This is a genomic window from Sodalis sp. (in: enterobacteria), assembly GCF_036327475.1.
GTDB lineage: Bacteria > Pseudomonadota > Gammaproteobacteria > Enterobacterales > Enterobacteriaceae.
This window is the reverse complement of the sequence record NZ_CP132913.1, coordinates 746112-763022: the sequence shown is the minus strand read 5'-3', so window position 1 is coordinate 763022 and position 16911 is coordinate 746112. Positions and strand designations below refer to the sequence as shown.

Here is a 16911-nt window from a genome sequence, read left to right as displayed (position 1 = left end):
CTTTACCGTCGATGCGCGCATAGCACTATTCGGGAAATTCTATCGCTGCGCCTGTCGCATCATTTTTGTTAATTCGTTTAAGCAACATCGAAGCGGTAAACGGCACAATGCCGATATTGAAAACCAGTGAACATAATGCATCGAACTAATTTTACGCCAGCTAGCGTAATAACCTCCTTTGCTGTTCGTCAACCGGACGCGGGCGCTGCCAGGGCCGGCATACCAGGATTCAGTGCCGAGGCGTACGAAATATTCTGGCGCGTGGCTTAGCAGCCTAGCCCGCAGAGTAACCGCATGGGTTATCGGTTGCAGAGCAGCGCGCTTCTGCACCACACCGACCGAGAACTGTTTGCGCACGGCTTTGCCCAGGGTGGTGCAGGTGCCCAGGCAGCCAGCCCATCGTTCTGATGGCTGATGCCAAGCCCACTGGCGATTATCTGTGCAGCGCCTATGCTATTGAGCCAGATTTCTACCATCTGACGCAGATTCGCCTCGGCGAGCCGTATCTATTTTATGCAATGCTCGCTGCATGAAGCACATTTAGCCCGGCAACAGCAACCCCACATCTGGGGCAAGTTGGCCTAGCTGCTGGCTTAGGATGACTAACTCAGCAAGGCGTAAGACTCAGCAATAAATGGGCGGGGCTCAAACCCCGCCAGGGGTTGAGGCAGGGTTATTTGCTCTGACTGTGAAAATCCCGCTGGGCATAGCTGGTGTAAAGCTGGCGCGGACGGGCGATCTTCAAACCATCATCGTACATCTCTTTCCAGTGGGCTATCCAGCCAACTGTACGCGCCACGGCGAAAATAACTGTGAACATGGTTGAGGGGATTCCCATGGCCTTCAAAATGATGCCAAAGCAAAAAATCGACGTTGGGATACAGCTTTCGCTCTTTAAAGTACGGGTCATGTAGCGCGATATGCTCAAGCTCCATGGCTACCTCTAGTAAATCATCCGAAAGCTCGAGCTCTTTTAAGACTTCATGGCAGATTTTCCGCATCACGGCCGCGCGCAGATCGTAATTTTATACAATCGTAATTTTATACATGCGATGGTCGAAGCCAATCAGGCGGAACGAATCGTTTTACCCTTGGCGCGTTTGATGAACTCAGGGATATATTCCACTTTGTTGATCTTTTCGAGCATCCGCAGACAGGCCTCGTTGGCGCCACCGTGGGCTGCCCCCACAGCGAGGCGATTCCTGCTGCGATACCAGCGAACGGATTGGCACCGGAGGAGCTGCGGTACGGACCGTCGAAGTGGAGGCGTTCTGTTCATGATCGGCATGCAAAATGAGAATACGATCTATGGCGCGTTCCAGAACCGGATTGACCTCATAAGTTTCGCACGGCATGGCGAACATTATATGCAGAAAGTTACCGGCATAGGACATGCGCGGGTAGATAAACGGCTGGTCAATGGAATACCTGTAGCACATAACGGCCACGGTAGGCATTTTGCCAATAGGCGGAACACGGCGATTTCGGTGTCGTTCGATGTTAACATCCAGTGAGTCGTAATAGAACGCCGCCAGCGCACCGGTAACCCCGCACATCACCTCCATCGGATGGGCGCGCCGAAAACCGTGGAACAGCCGGGTAATCTGTTCATGAATCATGGTATGGCGGGTGATGATAGTGCGGAACTTATCTAATTGCTCACGGGTCGGCGCTGCGCCGTTCAGCAGGATAGATAGAAAGTGAAATACACTTGGTTTCCCAGATTGTGGATCTCGATTTCTTTTTCACCCATGGTGCCCGTTAGCAAATCCATCAGGGGTAAAAGTTGCTTTATTTTCAGCCATTACATTCTCATTAGCGCGTATAAACGCAATCTTTCACTACATGTGGTGCTAAGGCGTTTATTTTCCGTCCGCCTGGCGTAGAGCACAGCTTGACGCTTTACCCAAAAGGGCAAACGAACGGTTTACCTTGGTGGTGAAGATTTAACCTACGGGTCAAGGCGTTTTCACATTGTTGTATAAACTGAATCACAGCGAAGTGTCGACTTATAGTATATAAGTCGGATTATTTGTAATCAAAATGTTGCTTTAATTGTCAATGCAGATGCACACACTTATATAGGAAATGTGAAAATCGTGACGGTGTTCACTAATTTGTAAAAATTTTCAAAAACTATTTATATGGTAATTGTAATTATAATATGAAAGCCGTATAAAAGCCATATACTTTAACATGGTTTCGCGTTATTTAGCGCGTCATTTATGTATAAAGAATTACAACTTTACACATGACGTTACTTTATCCTATTAACGCTCATCTGATCCAGAGAAGCAGATGAAAGAGTATAATATAATGAAAAGCCGTAACAAAGCAAAGTCCTGTCAACCTGAATCTGCAAACGATCAGGTTCCCCTGCAATAGCATCCATTCTTCATCGTGTGTCCGGGGTCATCATGTTTGTGGCTATCGGCATTCTGCTTTAGGTTCTCAGCTTATTTCTCTCTTCAGGTTTCATTCAGGCTGCCCCATGATGGATGGCTTCATCGTTAAATTTATTTTTTGGGGAATATTGACCGCGCTGGCCTACCACACCCTTAGCGGAATTCGTCTCATGCTGATGGATTTTGGCTATCTGGATGGATTTTGGCTATCTGGAAAAAACGTTTGCGATGGATAAAACCACCGCAAATGTTACATTTTGCTAGCTGCCGTGCTATCTATTTTGGCTGGAGTCCTCGTATGGTAAGCAATGCTTCGGCATTAGGGCGTAGCGGAGTACATGAATGGTTATTGGTTCGTACATCCGCCATCGTAATTTGCCTTTACATTATTTATCTGCTCGGTTTTATCCTGATTGCAGATACTTTCACCTATGGCGTCTGGCGCGGTTTTTTGCTACTCCCAGAAAGTCTTTACTCTACTAATAACCCTGTTTTCCATCCTGGTGTACACCTGGATAGGCATGTGGCAGGTATTAACGGATTACATCAAGCCTTTGGCGCTGCGACTGCTGCTGCAATTGGCTATCGTTATCATATTAATGGTTATTTACTTCATGTAACTTTATTTACTTCATGTAACTGTTGCGGTGTAGGGGCGTAGTCGATGACATTGCCGGTAAGAGAATTTGACATTGTGGTTATCGGAGCGGGAGGCGCGGGCATGCGCGCCGTGCTACAGATCTCCAAAATTGGGCTGTCGTGCGCGTTAATGTCCAAAGTGTTTCCCATACGTTCCCATACGGTATCGGCGCAGGGCGGTATCACCATCACGCTCGGCAACAGCCATGAAGATAACTGGCAGTGGCACATGTACGATACGGTAAAGGGTCCGACTATATCGGCGACCAGGACGCTATCGAATACATGTTCAAAACCGACTCGGAAGCGGTGCTGGAACTTGAACATATGGGACTGCCGTTTTCCCGTCTTGATAACGGACGTATCTATCAGCGCCCGTTTGGCGGCCAGTCGCTGAATTATGGCGGCGAACAGGCTGCGCGCACCGCTGCTGCCGCCGACCGTACCGGACATGCGCTGCTACATACCCTTATATCAGCAGAACCTGAAAAATCACACGACCATTTTTCCCGAGTGGCATTCCATTGATTTGGTGAAAAATCAGGATGTAGTGATCGTGGGCTGCACCGCGCTGTGTATTGAAACCGGCGAAGTGGCGCATTTCAAAGCGCGCACGACCATTCTCGCCACCGGCGCTGGGGTGCTGGTAACCGAGGGTTGTCGTGGTGCAGGCGGTTACCTGCTAAATAAAAACGGCGAGCGCTTCATGGAGCGTTATGCGCCCAACACCAAAGATTTGGCGGGTCGCGACGTGGTGGCGCGTTCGATTATGATTGAAATCTGCGAAGGCTGTGACTGCGAAGGTCACTGGGGGCCGCACGCGAAATTGAAGCTGGTAGGGAAAGAAGTTTTGGAATCGCGTCTGCCCGGCATTCTGGAGCTGTCGCGTACCTTCGCCCACGTGGACCCGGTCAAAGAACCGATTCCGGTTATCCTCACTTGCCACTACATGATGGGCGGCATTCCGACCAAGGTCAGCGGCCAGGCGATTACCGTCAACGCCCATGGCGAGGATGTGGTGACCCCGGCCTGCTCGGGTGGGCGAAATCGCTTGCGTGTTGGTACACGGCGCCAACCGGTTGGGTGGCAAGTCCCTACTGGATTTATTTGTCCGCGCGGCAGGGATGTATTTACAGGAGTCACTGCAAGAGCAGGGGCCGTCTCGCGATGCTAGCGGCGATGACATTGATGCGTCGTGCAGCCGCTATTATCACCGCTGGAACAACAATCGTAGCGGCGAAAATCCGGTTGAGATCCGTAAAGCGTTACAGGCCTGTATGCAGAACTGAAAGAGATCCGCGAGCGTTTGCATTATGCTCGTTTGGACGACACCTCGACAGAATTCAACACCCAGTGCGTAGAGTGCCTGGAGCCAGATAACCCGATGGAAACCGCTTACTCCACCGCGCTCTCGGCAAATTTCCGTACTGAAAGCTGCGGCGCCCACAGCTGTTTTGACTTCCCGGACCGCGACGATGAAAACTGGCTGTGCCACTCGCTATATCTTCCTGAAAGGGACAGCATGATGCGTCGTAAAGTCAACATGCAACCGACGTTATGCCCGGCGTTCCCGCCGGAAGTGCGTACCTACTAAGACGGAAGATGAATGCATGAAGGTTGAATTTTCCATCTATCGCTACAATCCCGATGTCAACGATAAGCCGCGCATGCAGGACTATACTCTCACTGTGGAGAAGGGGTGTGATATGATGCTGCTGGATGCATTAATCCAGCTGAAAGAACTGATCCGAGCCTGTCGTTCCGCCGCTCCTGCCGGGAAGGGGTTTGCGGCTCCGATGGCGTTAATATGAACGGTAAGAACGGTCTGGCGTGCATTACGCCACTGTCAATGCTGCGTAAGGGCGACCATAAAATCGTCATCCGCCCGCTGCCCGGGCTGCCCGTCCGTCCGCGATCTGGTAGTGGACATAGGGCAGTTCTATGCCCAGTACGAGAAGATCAAGCCCTTCTTGATTAACGACGGCTGCAATCCATCGACACGTGAACACTGCAATCGCCAGAGCAGCGCGCCAAGCTGGACAGGCTGTATGAGTGCATTTTCTGCGCCTGCTGTTCCACTTTCTGCCCCTCTTTCTGATGGAACCCCGATAAATTCATCGGGCCGGCGGGGCTTTTGGTCTCTTATCGTTTCTTAATCGACAACCGTGATACCCATCAGCAGGCGCGGTTGGATGATTTGAAAGACGCTTTCAGCGTTTTTCGCTGTCACAGAATTATGAATTGTGTCAGCGTATGCCAAAAGGGACTTAACCCCGCCAAGGCTATCGGTCATATCAAGAATATGCCGGTGAGCTACAGCGCCTAACGGGCGCGCCTGCTCCCGTCCTCTGCAGCAGTGGCGACGCAGGAACCTTTGAAAATCGGTTAGCAGCCTCACCGCAAGCCGCTTTTCAAAGGTTACTTCGGATACGATGACATCGCAGAGGTGATCCGTTACCTGAACTGCTTATATGTTATCCGATTACGGGCTAACCATGGCGAAACTGAAGATTAACAAGCTTAAGGGATCATGATGCAGAACGGCGCAATGAATGTCTGGTTGGATTCCTCCTATCTAGCGAGTGCAAACCAGTCCTACATAGAGCAGCTCTATGAAGATTTTTTGACGGAACCTAACTCTGTCGATGCGAGCTGGCGTACGATTTTTAAACAGCTACTAACCGAGGGTGTCAGTCCCGATCAACTCCATTCCAAAACACAGTACTTCCGCCGCCTGGCTAAGGACGCAACACGTTATACTGCCTCGGTCAATGATCCGGACATCGACCCCAGGCAGTTGAAGGTCCTAGAACTTATTGACGCTTTTCGCTTCTGCGGTCATCAGCACGCCAATCTAGACCCTTTGGAGTTATGGAAACAGGAAACGGTTCCTGATATGGATCCCGCTTTCTATCGCCTCACCGACGTCGACTTCCAGGAGACGTTCAGTGTCGGTTCGTTCGCCATCAGCCGCGACACCATGAAACTGGCGGATTTGTACGAGGCGCTGAAAAAGACCTACTGCGGCGCCATCGGCGCCGAATATATGCACATCACCAATACCGAAGAAAAACGCTGGATCCAGCAGCACATCGAGTCAATAATGGGGCAGCCAAGCTTCAGCCACGAAGAGAAAAGGCGTTTTCTCGCCGAGCTAACTGCGGCGGAAGGGATAGAGCGTTATTTAGGGGCCAAATTTCCAGGAGCCAAGCGCTTCTCGCTGGAAGGTGGCGACGTTCTGATCCCAATGCTAAAAGAGATGGTGCGCTATGCCGGTAGCAATGGCACGCGGGAAATTGTACTAGGGATGACGCATCGCGGCCGTTTGAACGTGCTAGTCAATGTGCTGGGCAAAAAGCCACAGGATCTGTTCGACGAGTTCGCCGGCAAGCACAAAGAGTACTTGGGCACCGGTGACGTGAAGTACCATCAGGGCTTCTCCTCCGATGTTGAAACCGAGGGCGGGGTGGTACATCTGGCGCTGGCGTTTAACCCCTCGCATCTGGAAATCGTCAGCCCTGTAGTGATGGGATCAGTGCGGGCGCGTATTGATCGGCTGGATGAACAAAGCAGCAGTATGGTACTGCCCATCACACTGCACGGCGATGCGGCCATCATCGGTCAGGGTGTGGTGCAGGAAACCCTGAACATGTCCAAGGCGCGCGGCTACGACGTCGGTGGGACGGTGCGCGTCGTGATTAACAACCAGGTCGGTTTCACCACCTCCAATCCACACGACGCCCGCTCTACGCAATATTGCACTGATATCGCCAAAATGGTTCAGGCGCCGATTTTCCACGTTAACGCCGATGACCCCGAAGCAGTGGCGTTTGTTACCCGCGTAGCGCTGGATTTCCGCAATACCTTCAAGCGTGACTTCATAATTGACCTCGTGTGCTATCGCCGCCACGGCCACAACGAGGCCGATGAGCCGAGCGCCACTCAGCCGCTGATGTATCAGAAGATCAAAAAACACCCTACGCCGCGCAAAATCTACGCCGATCGTCTGGAGCGCGACGGCATTATCACCCTTGCTGATGCCACCGAAATGGTAAATGTGTTCCGCGACACGCTGGAACAGGGCGAGTGCGTAGTGAAAGAGTGGCGGCAGATGAATATGCACTCCTTCGCCTGGCGGCGCTATCTCAATCACGACTGGGACGAAGAGTACCCCAGTCAGGTGGAAGGTAAGCATTTGCAGGCTCTGGCGCATCGTATCAGCGAGGTGCCGGCCGGCATCGAAATGCAACCGCGGGTTGCAAAAATTTATCACGACCGCGCTGCGATGGGGCGCGGTGAAAAGCCTTTCGATTGGGGCGGCGCCGAAACGTTGGCCTATGCCACGCTGCTGGACGAGGGGATTCCCATTCGTTTGTCGGGGGAGGACACCACCCGCGGTACATTCTTCCACCGTCATGCGGTGGTGCATAACCAGAAAAACGGATCGAGCTATACTCCGCTGGCCCATATTCACAACGGCCAGGGCAGCTTCCGTATTTGGGACTCAGTACTATCTGAGGAGGCGGTGCTGGCGTTTGAATACGGTTACTCCACCGCCGCGCCGCGTACTTTAGTGATTTGGGAAGCGCAATTCGGCGACTTCGCCAACGGCGCACAGGTGGTTATCGATCAATTTATCAGTTCCGGTGAACAGAAATGGGGACAGATGTGCGGCCTAGTGGTGCTGCTGCCGCACGGCTATGAAGGGCAGGGGCCGGAGCACTCCTCAGCCCGCCTGGAGCGCTATCTCCAGCTGTGCGCTGAACAAAATATGCAAGTCTGCGTCCCATCGACCCCGGCGCAGGTCTATCACATGCTGCGGCGTCAGGCGTTGCGCAATATGCGTCGGCCGCTGATTGTTATGTCGCCCAAGTCGCTGCTGCGTCATCCGCTGGCTATCTCCTCCATGGATGAACTGGCTAACGGCACGTTCCAGCCCGCCATCGGCGAAGTCGATGCGCTTGACCCGCATGGTGTCAAGCGCATCGTGATGTGTTCCGGCAAAGTCTATTATGATTTGTTAGATCAACGGCGTAAAAGCGGGCAGCGGGACGTGGCCATCGTGCGCATTGAACAGCTCTATCCGTTCCCGCTGCAGGCGGTTAGGGAGGCGCTGGCCCCCTATGCGCACGTTCAGGATTTCGTCTGGTGCCAGGAGGAGCCGCAGAATCAGGGCGCCTGGTATTGCAGCCAGCACCATTTCCGCGAAGTAATATCCAAGGGCGCCGTGCTAGATTATGCCGGTCGTCCCGCTTCCGCCTCGCCGGCGGTGGGGTATTTGTCTATGCACCAGACCCAGCAAAAAAATTTGGTCAACGATGCGCTGAACGTTAATTAATAATTAAGGATAGAGAATGAGTAGCGTAGACATTCTGGTGCCTGACCTGCCTGAATCGGTCGCGGACGCCACCGTCGCTACCTGGCATAAAAAGCCAGGTGACAGTGTTCAGCGTGATGAGGTGCTGGTCGAGATTGAAACCGACAAAGTGATACTGGAAGTTCCAGCGCCCGAAGCTGGCGTTCTGGAAACATTATTGGAAGACGAAGGTGCTACTGTTACTGCCCGTCAGGTGCTGGGGCGTCTGCGCCCTGGCGGTAGTACCGGTCAAGCGACGTCCGAGAAATCCCAGAACCAGGAAGCCACCACGACCCAGCGCCGCACAACAGGTTTGGAAGATGGGAGCAACAACGCGCTGAGCCCGGCCATTCGCCGTCTCATCGCCGAGCACGATATTAATCCCGAGGCCATCAAAGGCAGCGGAGTAGGTGGACGCCTCACCCGTGAAGATGTTGCAAAACACATCGCTGGGCGGCAGAGCACTACGCCGGCCCCTGTCGCCGCTCAGTCTAAAACCGAGCCGCCAGCGCTCGGCAACCGCAGCGAAAAACGCGTATCAATGACCCGCCTGCGTAGGCGCATGGCCGAACGCTTACTGGAAGTAAAAAACAGCACTGCTATGCTGACCACCTTTAATGAGGTAAACATGCAGCCGGTGATGGATCTGCGCAAGCAATACGGCGACGTGTTTGAAAAACGCTACGGTATCCGTCTGGGTTTCATATCCTTCTATATAAAGGCGGTATTGGAAGCGTTGAAACGGTTCCCGGAAGTGAATGCCTACATTGACGGCGAAGATGTGGTTTACCACAACTATTTTGACGTCAGCATCGCGGTATCTACACCGCGCGGTCTGGTAACGCCGGTATTAAAGGATATCGACGCGCTGGGGATGGACGATATCGAGAAGAAAATCCATGAATTCGCCATTAAGGGCCGCGATGGTAAGCTGAAAGTCGAGGAGCTGACCGGCGGTAACTTCACTATTACCAACGGCGGCGTATTTGGCTCGCTGATGTCGACACCCATTATCAACCCGCCGCAAAGCGCGATTCTTGGCATGCATGCCATTAAAGATCGGCCGATGGCGGTTGGGGGGCAGGTGGTCATTCTGCCGATGATGTATCTGGCACTTTCCTACGACCACAGACTTATCGACGGAAAAGAATCCATAAGCTTCCTAGTTACGGTAAAAGAGATGCTGGAAGACCCTACTCGCCTGTTGTTGGACGTTTAGCAAGTGATCTCTGGCGGCCTAAAGCCGCCGTCCGAGGTCCACGGCTTGGTGCCGAATTAGGGCGATGCGCCGCCGATTCCCTCCAGATGAAGAGGGAGATAACATCATGAATTTACATGAATATCTTCCTCAATCGGCGCTGGCCCCTGGGTGATGAAATGCCAGGTACATGCAGGCGGCCGCGATACATTCGGCGGTGTCAAGGTGGTTAAATCGAAAGAAGAGATCCGCGCCTTCGCGGAACAATGGCTTGGTAAGCGTCTGGTGACGTACCAGACAGACGCGTTGGGTCAACCGGTTATCATTGCTGGAAGCGGCCTTGACATCGCGAAGGAGCTGTATCTTGGAGTGGTAGTAGACCGCAGTACGCGCCGTGTGGTGTTTAATGGCATCTACCGAGGGTGGTGTGGAAATTGAAAAAGTGGCGGAAGAGACGCCGTACCTGATTCACAAAGTAGCGCTAGATCCATTTACCGGTCCGCAACCTTATCATGGCCGCGAACTAGCGTTTAAATTGGGCTTGATCAGCAAGCAGGTTACCCAATTCAGTAAAATTTTTCATTGGGCTAGCGATGTTGTTTTTAGAGCGCGATCTGGCGCTGGTGGAAATCAACCCGTTGGTGAATACCGGCGCCGGCGATCTTATCTGCCTTGACGGTAAACTGAACTCTGACGGTAATGCACTGTTCCGCCAACTGGAACTGCGCGAAATGCGCGCTCATAGTCAAGAAGACGAACGCGAAGCGCACGTCGCCCAATGGGAGCTGAACTATATGATGTAGCACTAGACGGCAATATCGGCTGTATGGTGAACGGGGCAGGCTTGGCGATGGATGGATACCATCAAACTGCACGGCGGTGGACCGGCTAACTCCTTGACGTGGGCGGCGGCGCCACCAAGGAGCGCGTGACCGAAGCGTTCGAGATAATCCTGTCGGATGAGAAGGTGAAAGCGGTGCTGGTCAATATTTTCGGCGGTATCGTTCGCTGCGATTTGATTGCTGACGGCATCATCGGCGCAGCATCTGAGGCGAGCGTCAGCGTCCCCGTGGTGGCGCGTCTGGAAGGGAATAATGCCAAACTGAGCGCCAAGCGATTGGCCAACAGCGAGCTAAACATTATCGCTGCCACAAATCTGACCGACGCGGCTCAACAGGTTGTCGCCGCGGTGAAGGGTAAGTAATGTCTATTTTGACGCTGGATATGCTGACGCTGAAAGCAAAGCTTGAGCAAAGCAAGGTGCGCATGATCGCGCCGAACTGCCCGGGCATTCTCCCTCCTGGAGAATGCAAAATCGGTATCATGCCGGGGCATATCCATCAGCCTGCCCGGGCGGGTATCGTTTCCCGCTCCGGTACTCTAACTACGAAGCGGTAAAGCAAACCACCGACACCGGTCTCGGGCAATCCAACTGCGTGGGTATCGGCGACGATCCGATCCCAGGTTCGAAAGACGAAAGCCATCGTGATGATAGGCGAAATCGGCGGCAGCGCGCAGAAAGAGGCCGCCGCCTATATCAAGGATCACGTCACTAAATCAGTGGTTGGCTATATCGCCGGCGTCACAGTGCCGAAGGGTAAACGTATGGACCATGCCGGCGCAATTATCACTGACGGTAAAGGCACGGCCGACGAAAAATTCACCGCACTGGAAGCGGTGGGCGTTAAGACCGTGCGCAGTCTGGCTGATATTGGCGAAGCGCTAAAGCGCATTTTGTTAAACTGATACGACCCCGCCGGAAGCCAGCGAACATACCTGCCGCCCGCTGCGGCGACAATGCACCAAGCCGCCCACGGTCGGCCTTTTCCATAACGTCGACGTTTACGACATCCTCGTCGTCCAGGCTGAAGCGTGAGCGGCTATTCGCCGCGATGAAAAAACGCTTTCCGGCGGCGTAGAAATAATCTCATACCACAATGATGACGAAGTGATGACCGTCAACTATTTTAATAAACGTGCGCTATCGCGCGATGAGCCTATTTTATTGCGTTAAATCAATATTTAACTGCGCATCATATACTGTTCTGGCCGCAATGTTGCGCCAGCGCAATTTTAATCGGAACGCCATATCGCGCCGGATTTGAGCATTATACGGTTTTAATACCTCCATCACTAAAAATATTGTTTATCCTGAGGGTAAATGCTATACGGGCATTCCCAACCAGTTATGTTGGTATTTCTTTGGTCCGTCTGCGCTAACTCCCCCCTACTCAAGAACCCGAAGCGGCAGGCGGTTAATGATAACCATAAAGCCATTATTATTCACCGCGCCTTTCCGGCTTTTCTGTTCACGAGTACGGCTGCAGCGATACATGTGAACTCCTACCTGCGAAGAGCAAAAGTCATTATGTTCGACGAATCGTTGGCCATCGCAGGGTTGATGGCCTTCTTCCTGGAATCTATTTTCGTCTTGTTGTTCTTTTCAGTTGGGATCGCCTCGGTAAGGCTTCGCCGATCTGGTGCTCAATCCGGTGGCGCGGGTGAAATTCGTGCATACCGTGTTGGCTGGGTTACTACACCGGCACAATATTCGTTCTTGGCATCGGCTCTTACTATCTACTGGAGGGGTGCGATATTATCTTTGCCAAACGCTCGTTCTCCATCGCTGCCTCTTTCGGCATGGCGGCGGTGCTGTCGGCCATCTTGCTGGAGGATGAGTCCGACTATGAAGGGCGACGTGTAAAAACCAAGCTGGCCGCTATCGAGGCGAAATGGAACACCGCGCCTGCGCCGGCCTCTTTTACTACTTTGTTCTTCCTGGTTCGGCCTGCCAAATTAGGAAAAACAAACCAACCATTTAACGGTACAGATCCCTTAGCGTTTATCTTCTCTTCGTTGACTGTGGCCTGCATCATCCTGATTATGGGGATCGCGCTGTTTCCGCTCATCATGCCGCGAGCGCAGCGCCCAACGCCAGCCTGACTCTGTGGGACGCGGCGTCGAGCCTGAGGACGTTGAAAGTTATGACGGTGGTGGCGATCATTTTCGTGCCGATTGTGCTGCTCTATACCATCTGGTGCTACCACAAGATGTTCGGTCGCATCACCAAAGAACATATTGAACAAAACACGCATTTTCTGTATTGACGCATTTGCTGTATTGAGTTAAGAAGCTTAGCCATGTGGTATTTCGCCTGGATTTTAGGAACGCTGTTGGCCTTCACCTTCGGCATCATTATCGCGCTGTCGCTTGAGCATCTGGAAGATACCCGTGGCAAAGATGCTCTGAAATGACAGGGTAGACCCTTGCTGTATGATCTGACGGATAATCGCCCTCTGTGGGCACTTTTCTTGGTCATGGTACTCACCCTTGCGGGCTGTGTTTTCTGGACATCTTCGCGTTTTGCCGCTCAGATCAGTTCTCTTTCTGGTGGCAGAGAATTGGTTATCATTTTGGGCCGGCGATATGGGTTATGATCGGCGCCCTGATTTACAGTTTTTCATAATAACTTTACATGGTCCTTTAAGCCAGTAATGTAAGGAACCTAAAATATTTTCCCATTCCCAATGCGATCTGTCTTGCGTATAGTAAGCACCGTTGGCGTTGTTGGATGGTGGAGTGAGTATTTCGTATTTCACGCTAGCGGCGTGGTCTCCAATGCACTACGTCGCCTCTTACTGAACGCGCGCGTACCAATGCTACGCAAGTGTAATTTCCATCAGCACGCGTCATGCGCGCGAACGCGGTTTTCGTGGTGCGACGCATCGCATGTGTTGATCTACAGTAATTGAAGCCGATTGCGCTTCCTACGTCTTTTGTCGCGGAGTTGAAGTAGTGACCGACATGAACATCTTTGTTCTGTTCCTGAAAGCTGGCTTTTTGGTAAAACTGATCATGCTGATTTTGATATGCTTGTCCATCGCCTCCTGGGCGATCATTATTCAGCGTTCCCGTATTTTGACCTCCGCCGCACGTGAAGCGGAAATCTTTGAGGACAAATTCTGGTCCGGTATCGAATTGTCTCGCCTGTATCAGGAAAGCCTGACGCGACGCGACAGCCTGAGCGGCTCCGAGCAGATTTTCTATGCCGGCTTTAAAGAGTTCGCACGCTTGCGTCGCGCCAACAGCCACGCCCCCGAGGCGGTAGTGGAGGGCGTCTCGCGCGCCATGCGTATTTCAATGAACCGCGAGCTGGAAGCGCTGGAAACCCATATTCCGTTTCTCGGCACCGTCGGCTCCATCAGTCCGTATATCGGTCTATTCGGCACGGTATGGGGCATCATGCGTGCTTTCGTCGGGTTTGGCGCGGTCAAACAGAGCACACTACAGATAGTTGCGCCTGGGATAGCCGAAGCGCTCATCGCCACCGCCATTGGTCTTTTCGCCGCCATTCCCGCGGTTATGGCGTTCAACGATCTGAGCTTGCGCGTCAACAAGCTCGAGCGGAGCTACGACAACTTTACCGAAGAGTTCATTGCCATCCTGCATCGACAGGCTTTCTCCAGCGAAAGCCCTAAGTAAGCAAGAGGGTAGAGGATGGCTAGAAGATGCTCGCGCAGAGAAATTAAGTCCGAGATTAACATCGTCCCCTTGCTCGATGTTCTGCTGGTGCTGGTGTTAATTTTTATGGCGACAGCGCCGATTATAACTCAGAGCGTTGAGGTGGATTTGCCTAATGCGACTGACTCCAAAACCGTCGGCAACGATGATAATCCGCCGGTGATCGTCGAGGTGGCAGGTATCGGCCAATACAGTCTGGTGGCCGATCGCCAGCGTCAGGATCAACTGCCCTCCGAAAAAGTGATTTCCGAGGCGCGCGCTCGTATCATCGCCAATCCCAAAACGGTGTTTTTGATAGGCGGCGCCAAGGATGTGCCTTATGATGAAATCATCCAGGTGCTGAACTTTCTGCATCAGGCCGGCGTGAAGTCGGTCGGTCTGATGACGCAGCCTATCTGACGGTAGGCTGGTGACGCACATGATTACCGGCCAACCCCTTCTGGGAATAGATTGTGTTGAAGGCTACTGAACAGAACGACAAGTTCAAACGTGCCATTATTCTGTCGATTGCACTGCATTGCATCCTGATCGCTGTATTGATCTGGAGTTCGATTCATCAGCCACAAGAATCCAGTGCGGGCGGCAGGTCATCTATCAACGCTGTGATGGTCGATCCCGACGCCGTGGTGCAGCAACATAACCGTCAGCAGCAAACCGATGTGCAGCAAGAAGAAAAGCTGCGGCAAAAACAGGCGGCAGAGAAGCAGCGCTTAAAAGCGCTAAAAAAACAGCGTCTGGCTGCGCAGGAAGCGGTCGAAGCGCAACAGCGCAATCAGACTGAACAACAAAAACAGGCGCAAGAGGTAGCGAAACAACAGGCGGAAATGCAAGCGCAGCAGGCTGCGGTCGAAGCCAAGAAACAGGCGGGGGCGGAAGCAAAACAAGCCGTTGTTGCCGACGCCAAAGTTGATCAGGTGGTGAAAGATAAAAAAGCCCCCGCCGCGAAGAAGGTCGCCAGGCGGTCCAGCGATGTGGATGCCTTGCTAGGCAGCCTGACCGAAGCCGAAAACGTGCTCAAGGTCGGCGGCTCGCCGGCGGGGGCTGGTAAGGCCAAACAAAGTGGTGCTAGTGGGGCGGAAATCAATGCCTATAAAGCGCAAGTCAGCCGGGCTATCAGCGATAAGTTCTACGATTCGTCCAGTTACAGCGGCAAGATGTGCGATCTGCGTATCAAGCTGGCGCATGACGGCTTGCTGATCTCGGTCACCGCCGTTGGCGGCGATCCGGCGTTATGTCAAGCGGCGGTATCTGCGGCGAAGTTAGCGACGATTCCGCGGCCGCCTAGTCCGCAGGTTTACGAAGTATTCAAAAACGCGACGCTCGGATTCTCGCCACAGTAAATTCACGTAGAAGAATGTAATGTTTATCAAATAGTCCTGATGCGGTTTAAAATTTAAACTACGTTGTCTAACGGGAAGATGTAGTGTTGTTTAACCCGAAAAATTTATAATTCCGCAATTGCGACCGTTGCCCTGGCGTCGGTTAGGGAGATGAAATGAAGCAGGCATCTCGAGTAGCGTTAGGTTTATTAATTTTGTGGGCTTCCGTGTTACAGGCTGAAGTGCGCATTGAAATCACCCAGGGGGTGGATTCCGCCAGGCCCATCGGGGTAGTGCCGTTTAGGTGGATAGGGCCAGGCGCGGCGCCCGAAAATATCGCTGGCATTGTCGCCACCGACCTGCGCAACAGCGGCAAATTCAACCCGCTAGACACTTCCCACCTGCCACAGCAGCCGGCCACCGCGGCGGAAGTTACCCCGGTTGCCTGGGCGGCGTTGGGTATCGACGCCGTGGTGGTAGGGCAGGTGCAGCCGAGCGCGGACAGCAGCTATATGGTGTCTTATCAATTGGTGGATACCTCGGGTAATCCCGGCGCGGTTTTAGCGCAAAACCAATTTAAAGCGCCGAGCAAATGGCTCCGTTGGTCAGCACATGCCGTTAGCGATGAGACTTTTGAGACGTTGACCGGCATCAAGGGTGCGTTCCGCACGCGCATCGCTTACGTGGTGCAAACCAACGGCGGCCAGTTTCCATATGAATTGCGGGTAGCTGATTACGACGGTTATAATCAGACCCCGGTACACCGCTCGCCGCAGCCGCTGATGTCGCCGGCCTGGTCCCCTGATAGCAGCAAGCTGGCCTATGTTACCTTTGAAAGTGGCCACTCGGCGCTGGTTATCCAGACACTGGATAGCGGGGCTGTTCGTCAGGTGGCGAGTTTTCCACAGCATAACGGCGCGCCGGCTTTCTCACCGGACGGCAGTAAGCTGGCTTTTGCGCTGTCGAAGACCGGCAGCCTGAATTTGTATGTGATGGATTTAGGATCGGGTCAGATTCGTCAGGTGACTGACGGTCGCAGTAATAATACGGAGCCGACCTGGTTCCCGGACAGCCAGACGCTGGCGTACACCTCCGACCAGGGCGGCCATCCGCAGGTGTATAAAATCAATATTAATGGCGGTACGCCGCAGCGCTTGTCTTGGGAAGGCTCCCAGAACCAGGATGCCGACGTGAGCTCGGACGGCAAGTTCCTGGCTATGGTTAGCAGCAACAATGGCGCACAGCATATCGCTAAACTAGATCTAGTAACGGGAACCGTGCAAGTATTAACGGACACGTTTCTGGATGATACGCCTAGCGTCGCTCCCAATGGCACAATGGTTATCTACAGCGCTTCGCAAGGGTTGGGTTCCGTGTTGCAGCTGGTCTCGACTAATGGGCGTTGCAAAGCACGTCTTCAGGCAACCGATGGACAAGTCAAATTTCCTGCCTGGTCGCCGTATCTGTGATGCA

9 protein-coding genes and 10 pseudogenes are annotated in these 16911 nt (G+C 53.0%); 17 read left to right on the top strand and 2 right to left on the bottom strand.

The window, feature by feature from the left end; genetic code table 11:
* Nucleotides 1–25: 25 nt before the first annotated feature.
* Nucleotides 26–133, bottom strand: a pseudogene (locus GPOALKHO_RS04185) (glycoside hydrolase family protein); the annotation flags it as partial.
* 45 nt (nucleotides 134–178) lie between these two features.
* Here GPOALKHO_RS04185 and GPOALKHO_RS04180 point away from each other — a divergent pair.
* Nucleotides 179–585: pseudogene (locus GPOALKHO_RS04180) on the top strand (allophanate hydrolase subunit 2 family protein); the annotation flags it as partial.
* Between the two features lie 88 nt (nucleotides 586–673).
* On the opposite strand, the pseudogene GPOALKHO_RS04175 reads toward GPOALKHO_RS04180, so the two are convergent.
* A pseudogene (locus GPOALKHO_RS04175) lies at nucleotides 674–1691 on the bottom strand (citrate synthase); the annotation flags it as partial.
* 659 nt (nucleotides 1692–2350) lie between these two features.
* Between GPOALKHO_RS04175 and GPOALKHO_RS04170 the strand changes: the two are divergent.
* The 16 genes and pseudogenes from GPOALKHO_RS04170 (at nucleotide 2351) to tolB (ending at nucleotide 16907) form a co-directional block, all read left to right on the top strand.
* Nucleotides 2351–2641, top strand: coding sequence for a succinate dehydrogenase cytochrome b556 large subunit (locus GPOALKHO_RS04170; protein ID WP_406703377.1), 291 nt, complete (start codon nucleotides 2351–2353; stop codon nucleotides 2639–2641).
* A gap of 62 nt (nucleotides 2642–2703) precedes the next feature.
* Nucleotides 2704–3025 (top strand): annotated as a pseudogene (gene sdhD / locus GPOALKHO_RS04165) (succinate dehydrogenase, hydrophobic membrane anchor protein).
* Nucleotides 3026–3069: 44 nt separating this feature from the next.
* Nucleotides 3070–4638, top strand: a pseudogene (locus GPOALKHO_RS04160) (FAD-binding protein).
* A 16-nt stretch (nucleotides 4639–4654) separates the two neighbouring features.
* Nucleotides 4655–5370 (top strand): annotated as a pseudogene (locus GPOALKHO_RS04155) (succinate dehydrogenase iron-sulfur subunit).
* Between the two features lie 207 nt (nucleotides 5371–5577).
* The gene (gene sucA / locus GPOALKHO_RS04150) at nucleotides 5578–8382 is read left to right on the top strand and encodes a 2-oxoglutarate dehydrogenase E1 component (RefSeq protein ID WP_406703375.1); all 2805 of its coding nucleotides are present in this window, start codon (nucleotides 5578–5580) and stop codon (nucleotides 8380–8382) included.
* A gap of 16 nt (nucleotides 8383–8398) precedes the next feature.
* Nucleotides 8399–9619 carry a 2-oxoglutarate dehydrogenase complex dihydrolipoyllysine-residue succinyltransferase gene (gene odhB, locus GPOALKHO_RS04145; protein WP_406703136.1) on the top strand — a complete coding sequence of 407 codons (1221 nt, stop codon included), beginning with the start codon at nucleotides 8399–8401 and terminating at the stop codon, nucleotides 9617–9619.
* Between the two features lie 123 nt (nucleotides 9620–9742).
* Nucleotides 9743–10802: pseudogene (gene sucC / locus GPOALKHO_RS04140) on the top strand (ADP-forming succinate--CoA ligase subunit beta); the annotation flags it as partial.
* A gap of 5 nt (nucleotides 10803–10807) precedes the next feature.
* A pseudogene (locus GPOALKHO_RS04135) lies at nucleotides 10808–11344 on the top strand (succinate--CoA ligase subunit alpha); the annotation flags it as partial.
* A gap of 622 nt (nucleotides 11345–11966) precedes the next feature.
* Nucleotides 11967–12364 (top strand): annotated as a pseudogene (locus GPOALKHO_RS04130) (cytochrome ubiquinol oxidase subunit I); the annotation flags it as partial.
* Nucleotides 12365–12436: 72 nt separating this feature from the next.
* A pseudogene (locus GPOALKHO_RS04125) lies at nucleotides 12437–12705 on the top strand (cytochrome d ubiquinol oxidase subunit II); the annotation flags it as partial.
* A 33-nt stretch (nucleotides 12706–12738) separates the two neighbouring features.
* Entirely contained in the window at nucleotides 12739–12852 is a 114-nt protein-coding gene (gene cydX / locus GPOALKHO_RS04120) for a cytochrome bd-I oxidase subunit CydX (RefSeq protein ID WP_406703135.1), read from the top strand.
* 12 nt (nucleotides 12853–12864) lie between these two features.
* The gene (locus tag GPOALKHO_RS04115; protein ID WP_406703133.1) at nucleotides 12865–13035 is read left to right on the top strand and encodes a cyd operon YbgE family protein; all 171 of its coding nucleotides are present in this window, start codon (nucleotides 12865–12867) and stop codon (nucleotides 13033–13035) included.
* Between the two features lie 358 nt (nucleotides 13036–13393).
* Nucleotides 13394–14080, top strand: coding sequence for a Tol-Pal system protein TolQ (gene tolQ / locus GPOALKHO_RS04110; RefSeq protein WP_406703131.1), 687 nt, complete (start codon nucleotides 13394–13396; stop codon nucleotides 14078–14080).
* A 15-nt stretch (nucleotides 14081–14095) separates the two neighbouring features.
* Nucleotides 14096–14518 carry a colicin uptake protein TolR gene (tolR, locus tag GPOALKHO_RS04105; RefSeq protein ID WP_406703129.1) on the top strand — a complete coding sequence of 141 codons (423 nt, stop codon included), beginning with the start codon at nucleotides 14096–14098 and terminating at the stop codon, nucleotides 14516–14518.
* Nucleotides 14519–14571: 53 nt separating this feature from the next.
* Nucleotides 14572–15459 carry a cell envelope integrity protein TolA gene (tolA, locus tag GPOALKHO_RS04100; protein ID WP_406703127.1) on the top strand — a complete coding sequence of 296 codons (888 nt, stop codon included), beginning with the start codon at nucleotides 14572–14574 and terminating at the stop codon, nucleotides 15457–15459.
* A 155-nt stretch (nucleotides 15460–15614) separates the two neighbouring features.
* Nucleotides 15615–16907, top strand: coding sequence for a Tol-Pal system protein TolB (tolB, locus tag GPOALKHO_RS04095; RefSeq protein ID WP_406703126.1), 1293 nt, complete (start codon nucleotides 15615–15617; stop codon nucleotides 16905–16907).
* The last annotated feature ends 4 nt before the right edge of the window (nucleotides 16908–16911 follow it).

Bases quoted from the DNA above. Each gene is read 5' to 3' on its own strand.
- sucA (WP_406703375.1), top strand. From the start codon at position 5,578: ATGCAGAACGGCGCAATGAATGTCTGGTTGGATTCCTCCTATCTAGCG.
- tolR (WP_406703129.1), top strand. From the start codon at position 14,096: ATGGCTAGAAGATGCTCGCGCAGAGAAATTAAGTCCGAGATTAACATC.
- tolB (WP_406703126.1), top strand. From the start codon at position 15,615: ATGAAGCAGGCATCTCGAGTAGCGTTAGGTTTATTAATTTTGTGGGCT.
- cydX (WP_406703135.1), top strand. From the start codon at position 12,739: ATGTGGTATTTCGCCTGGATTTTAGGAACGCTGTTGGCCTTCACCTTC.
- odhB (WP_406703136.1), top strand. From the start codon at position 8,399: ATGAGTAGCGTAGACATTCTGGTGCCTGACCTGCCTGAATCGGTCGCG.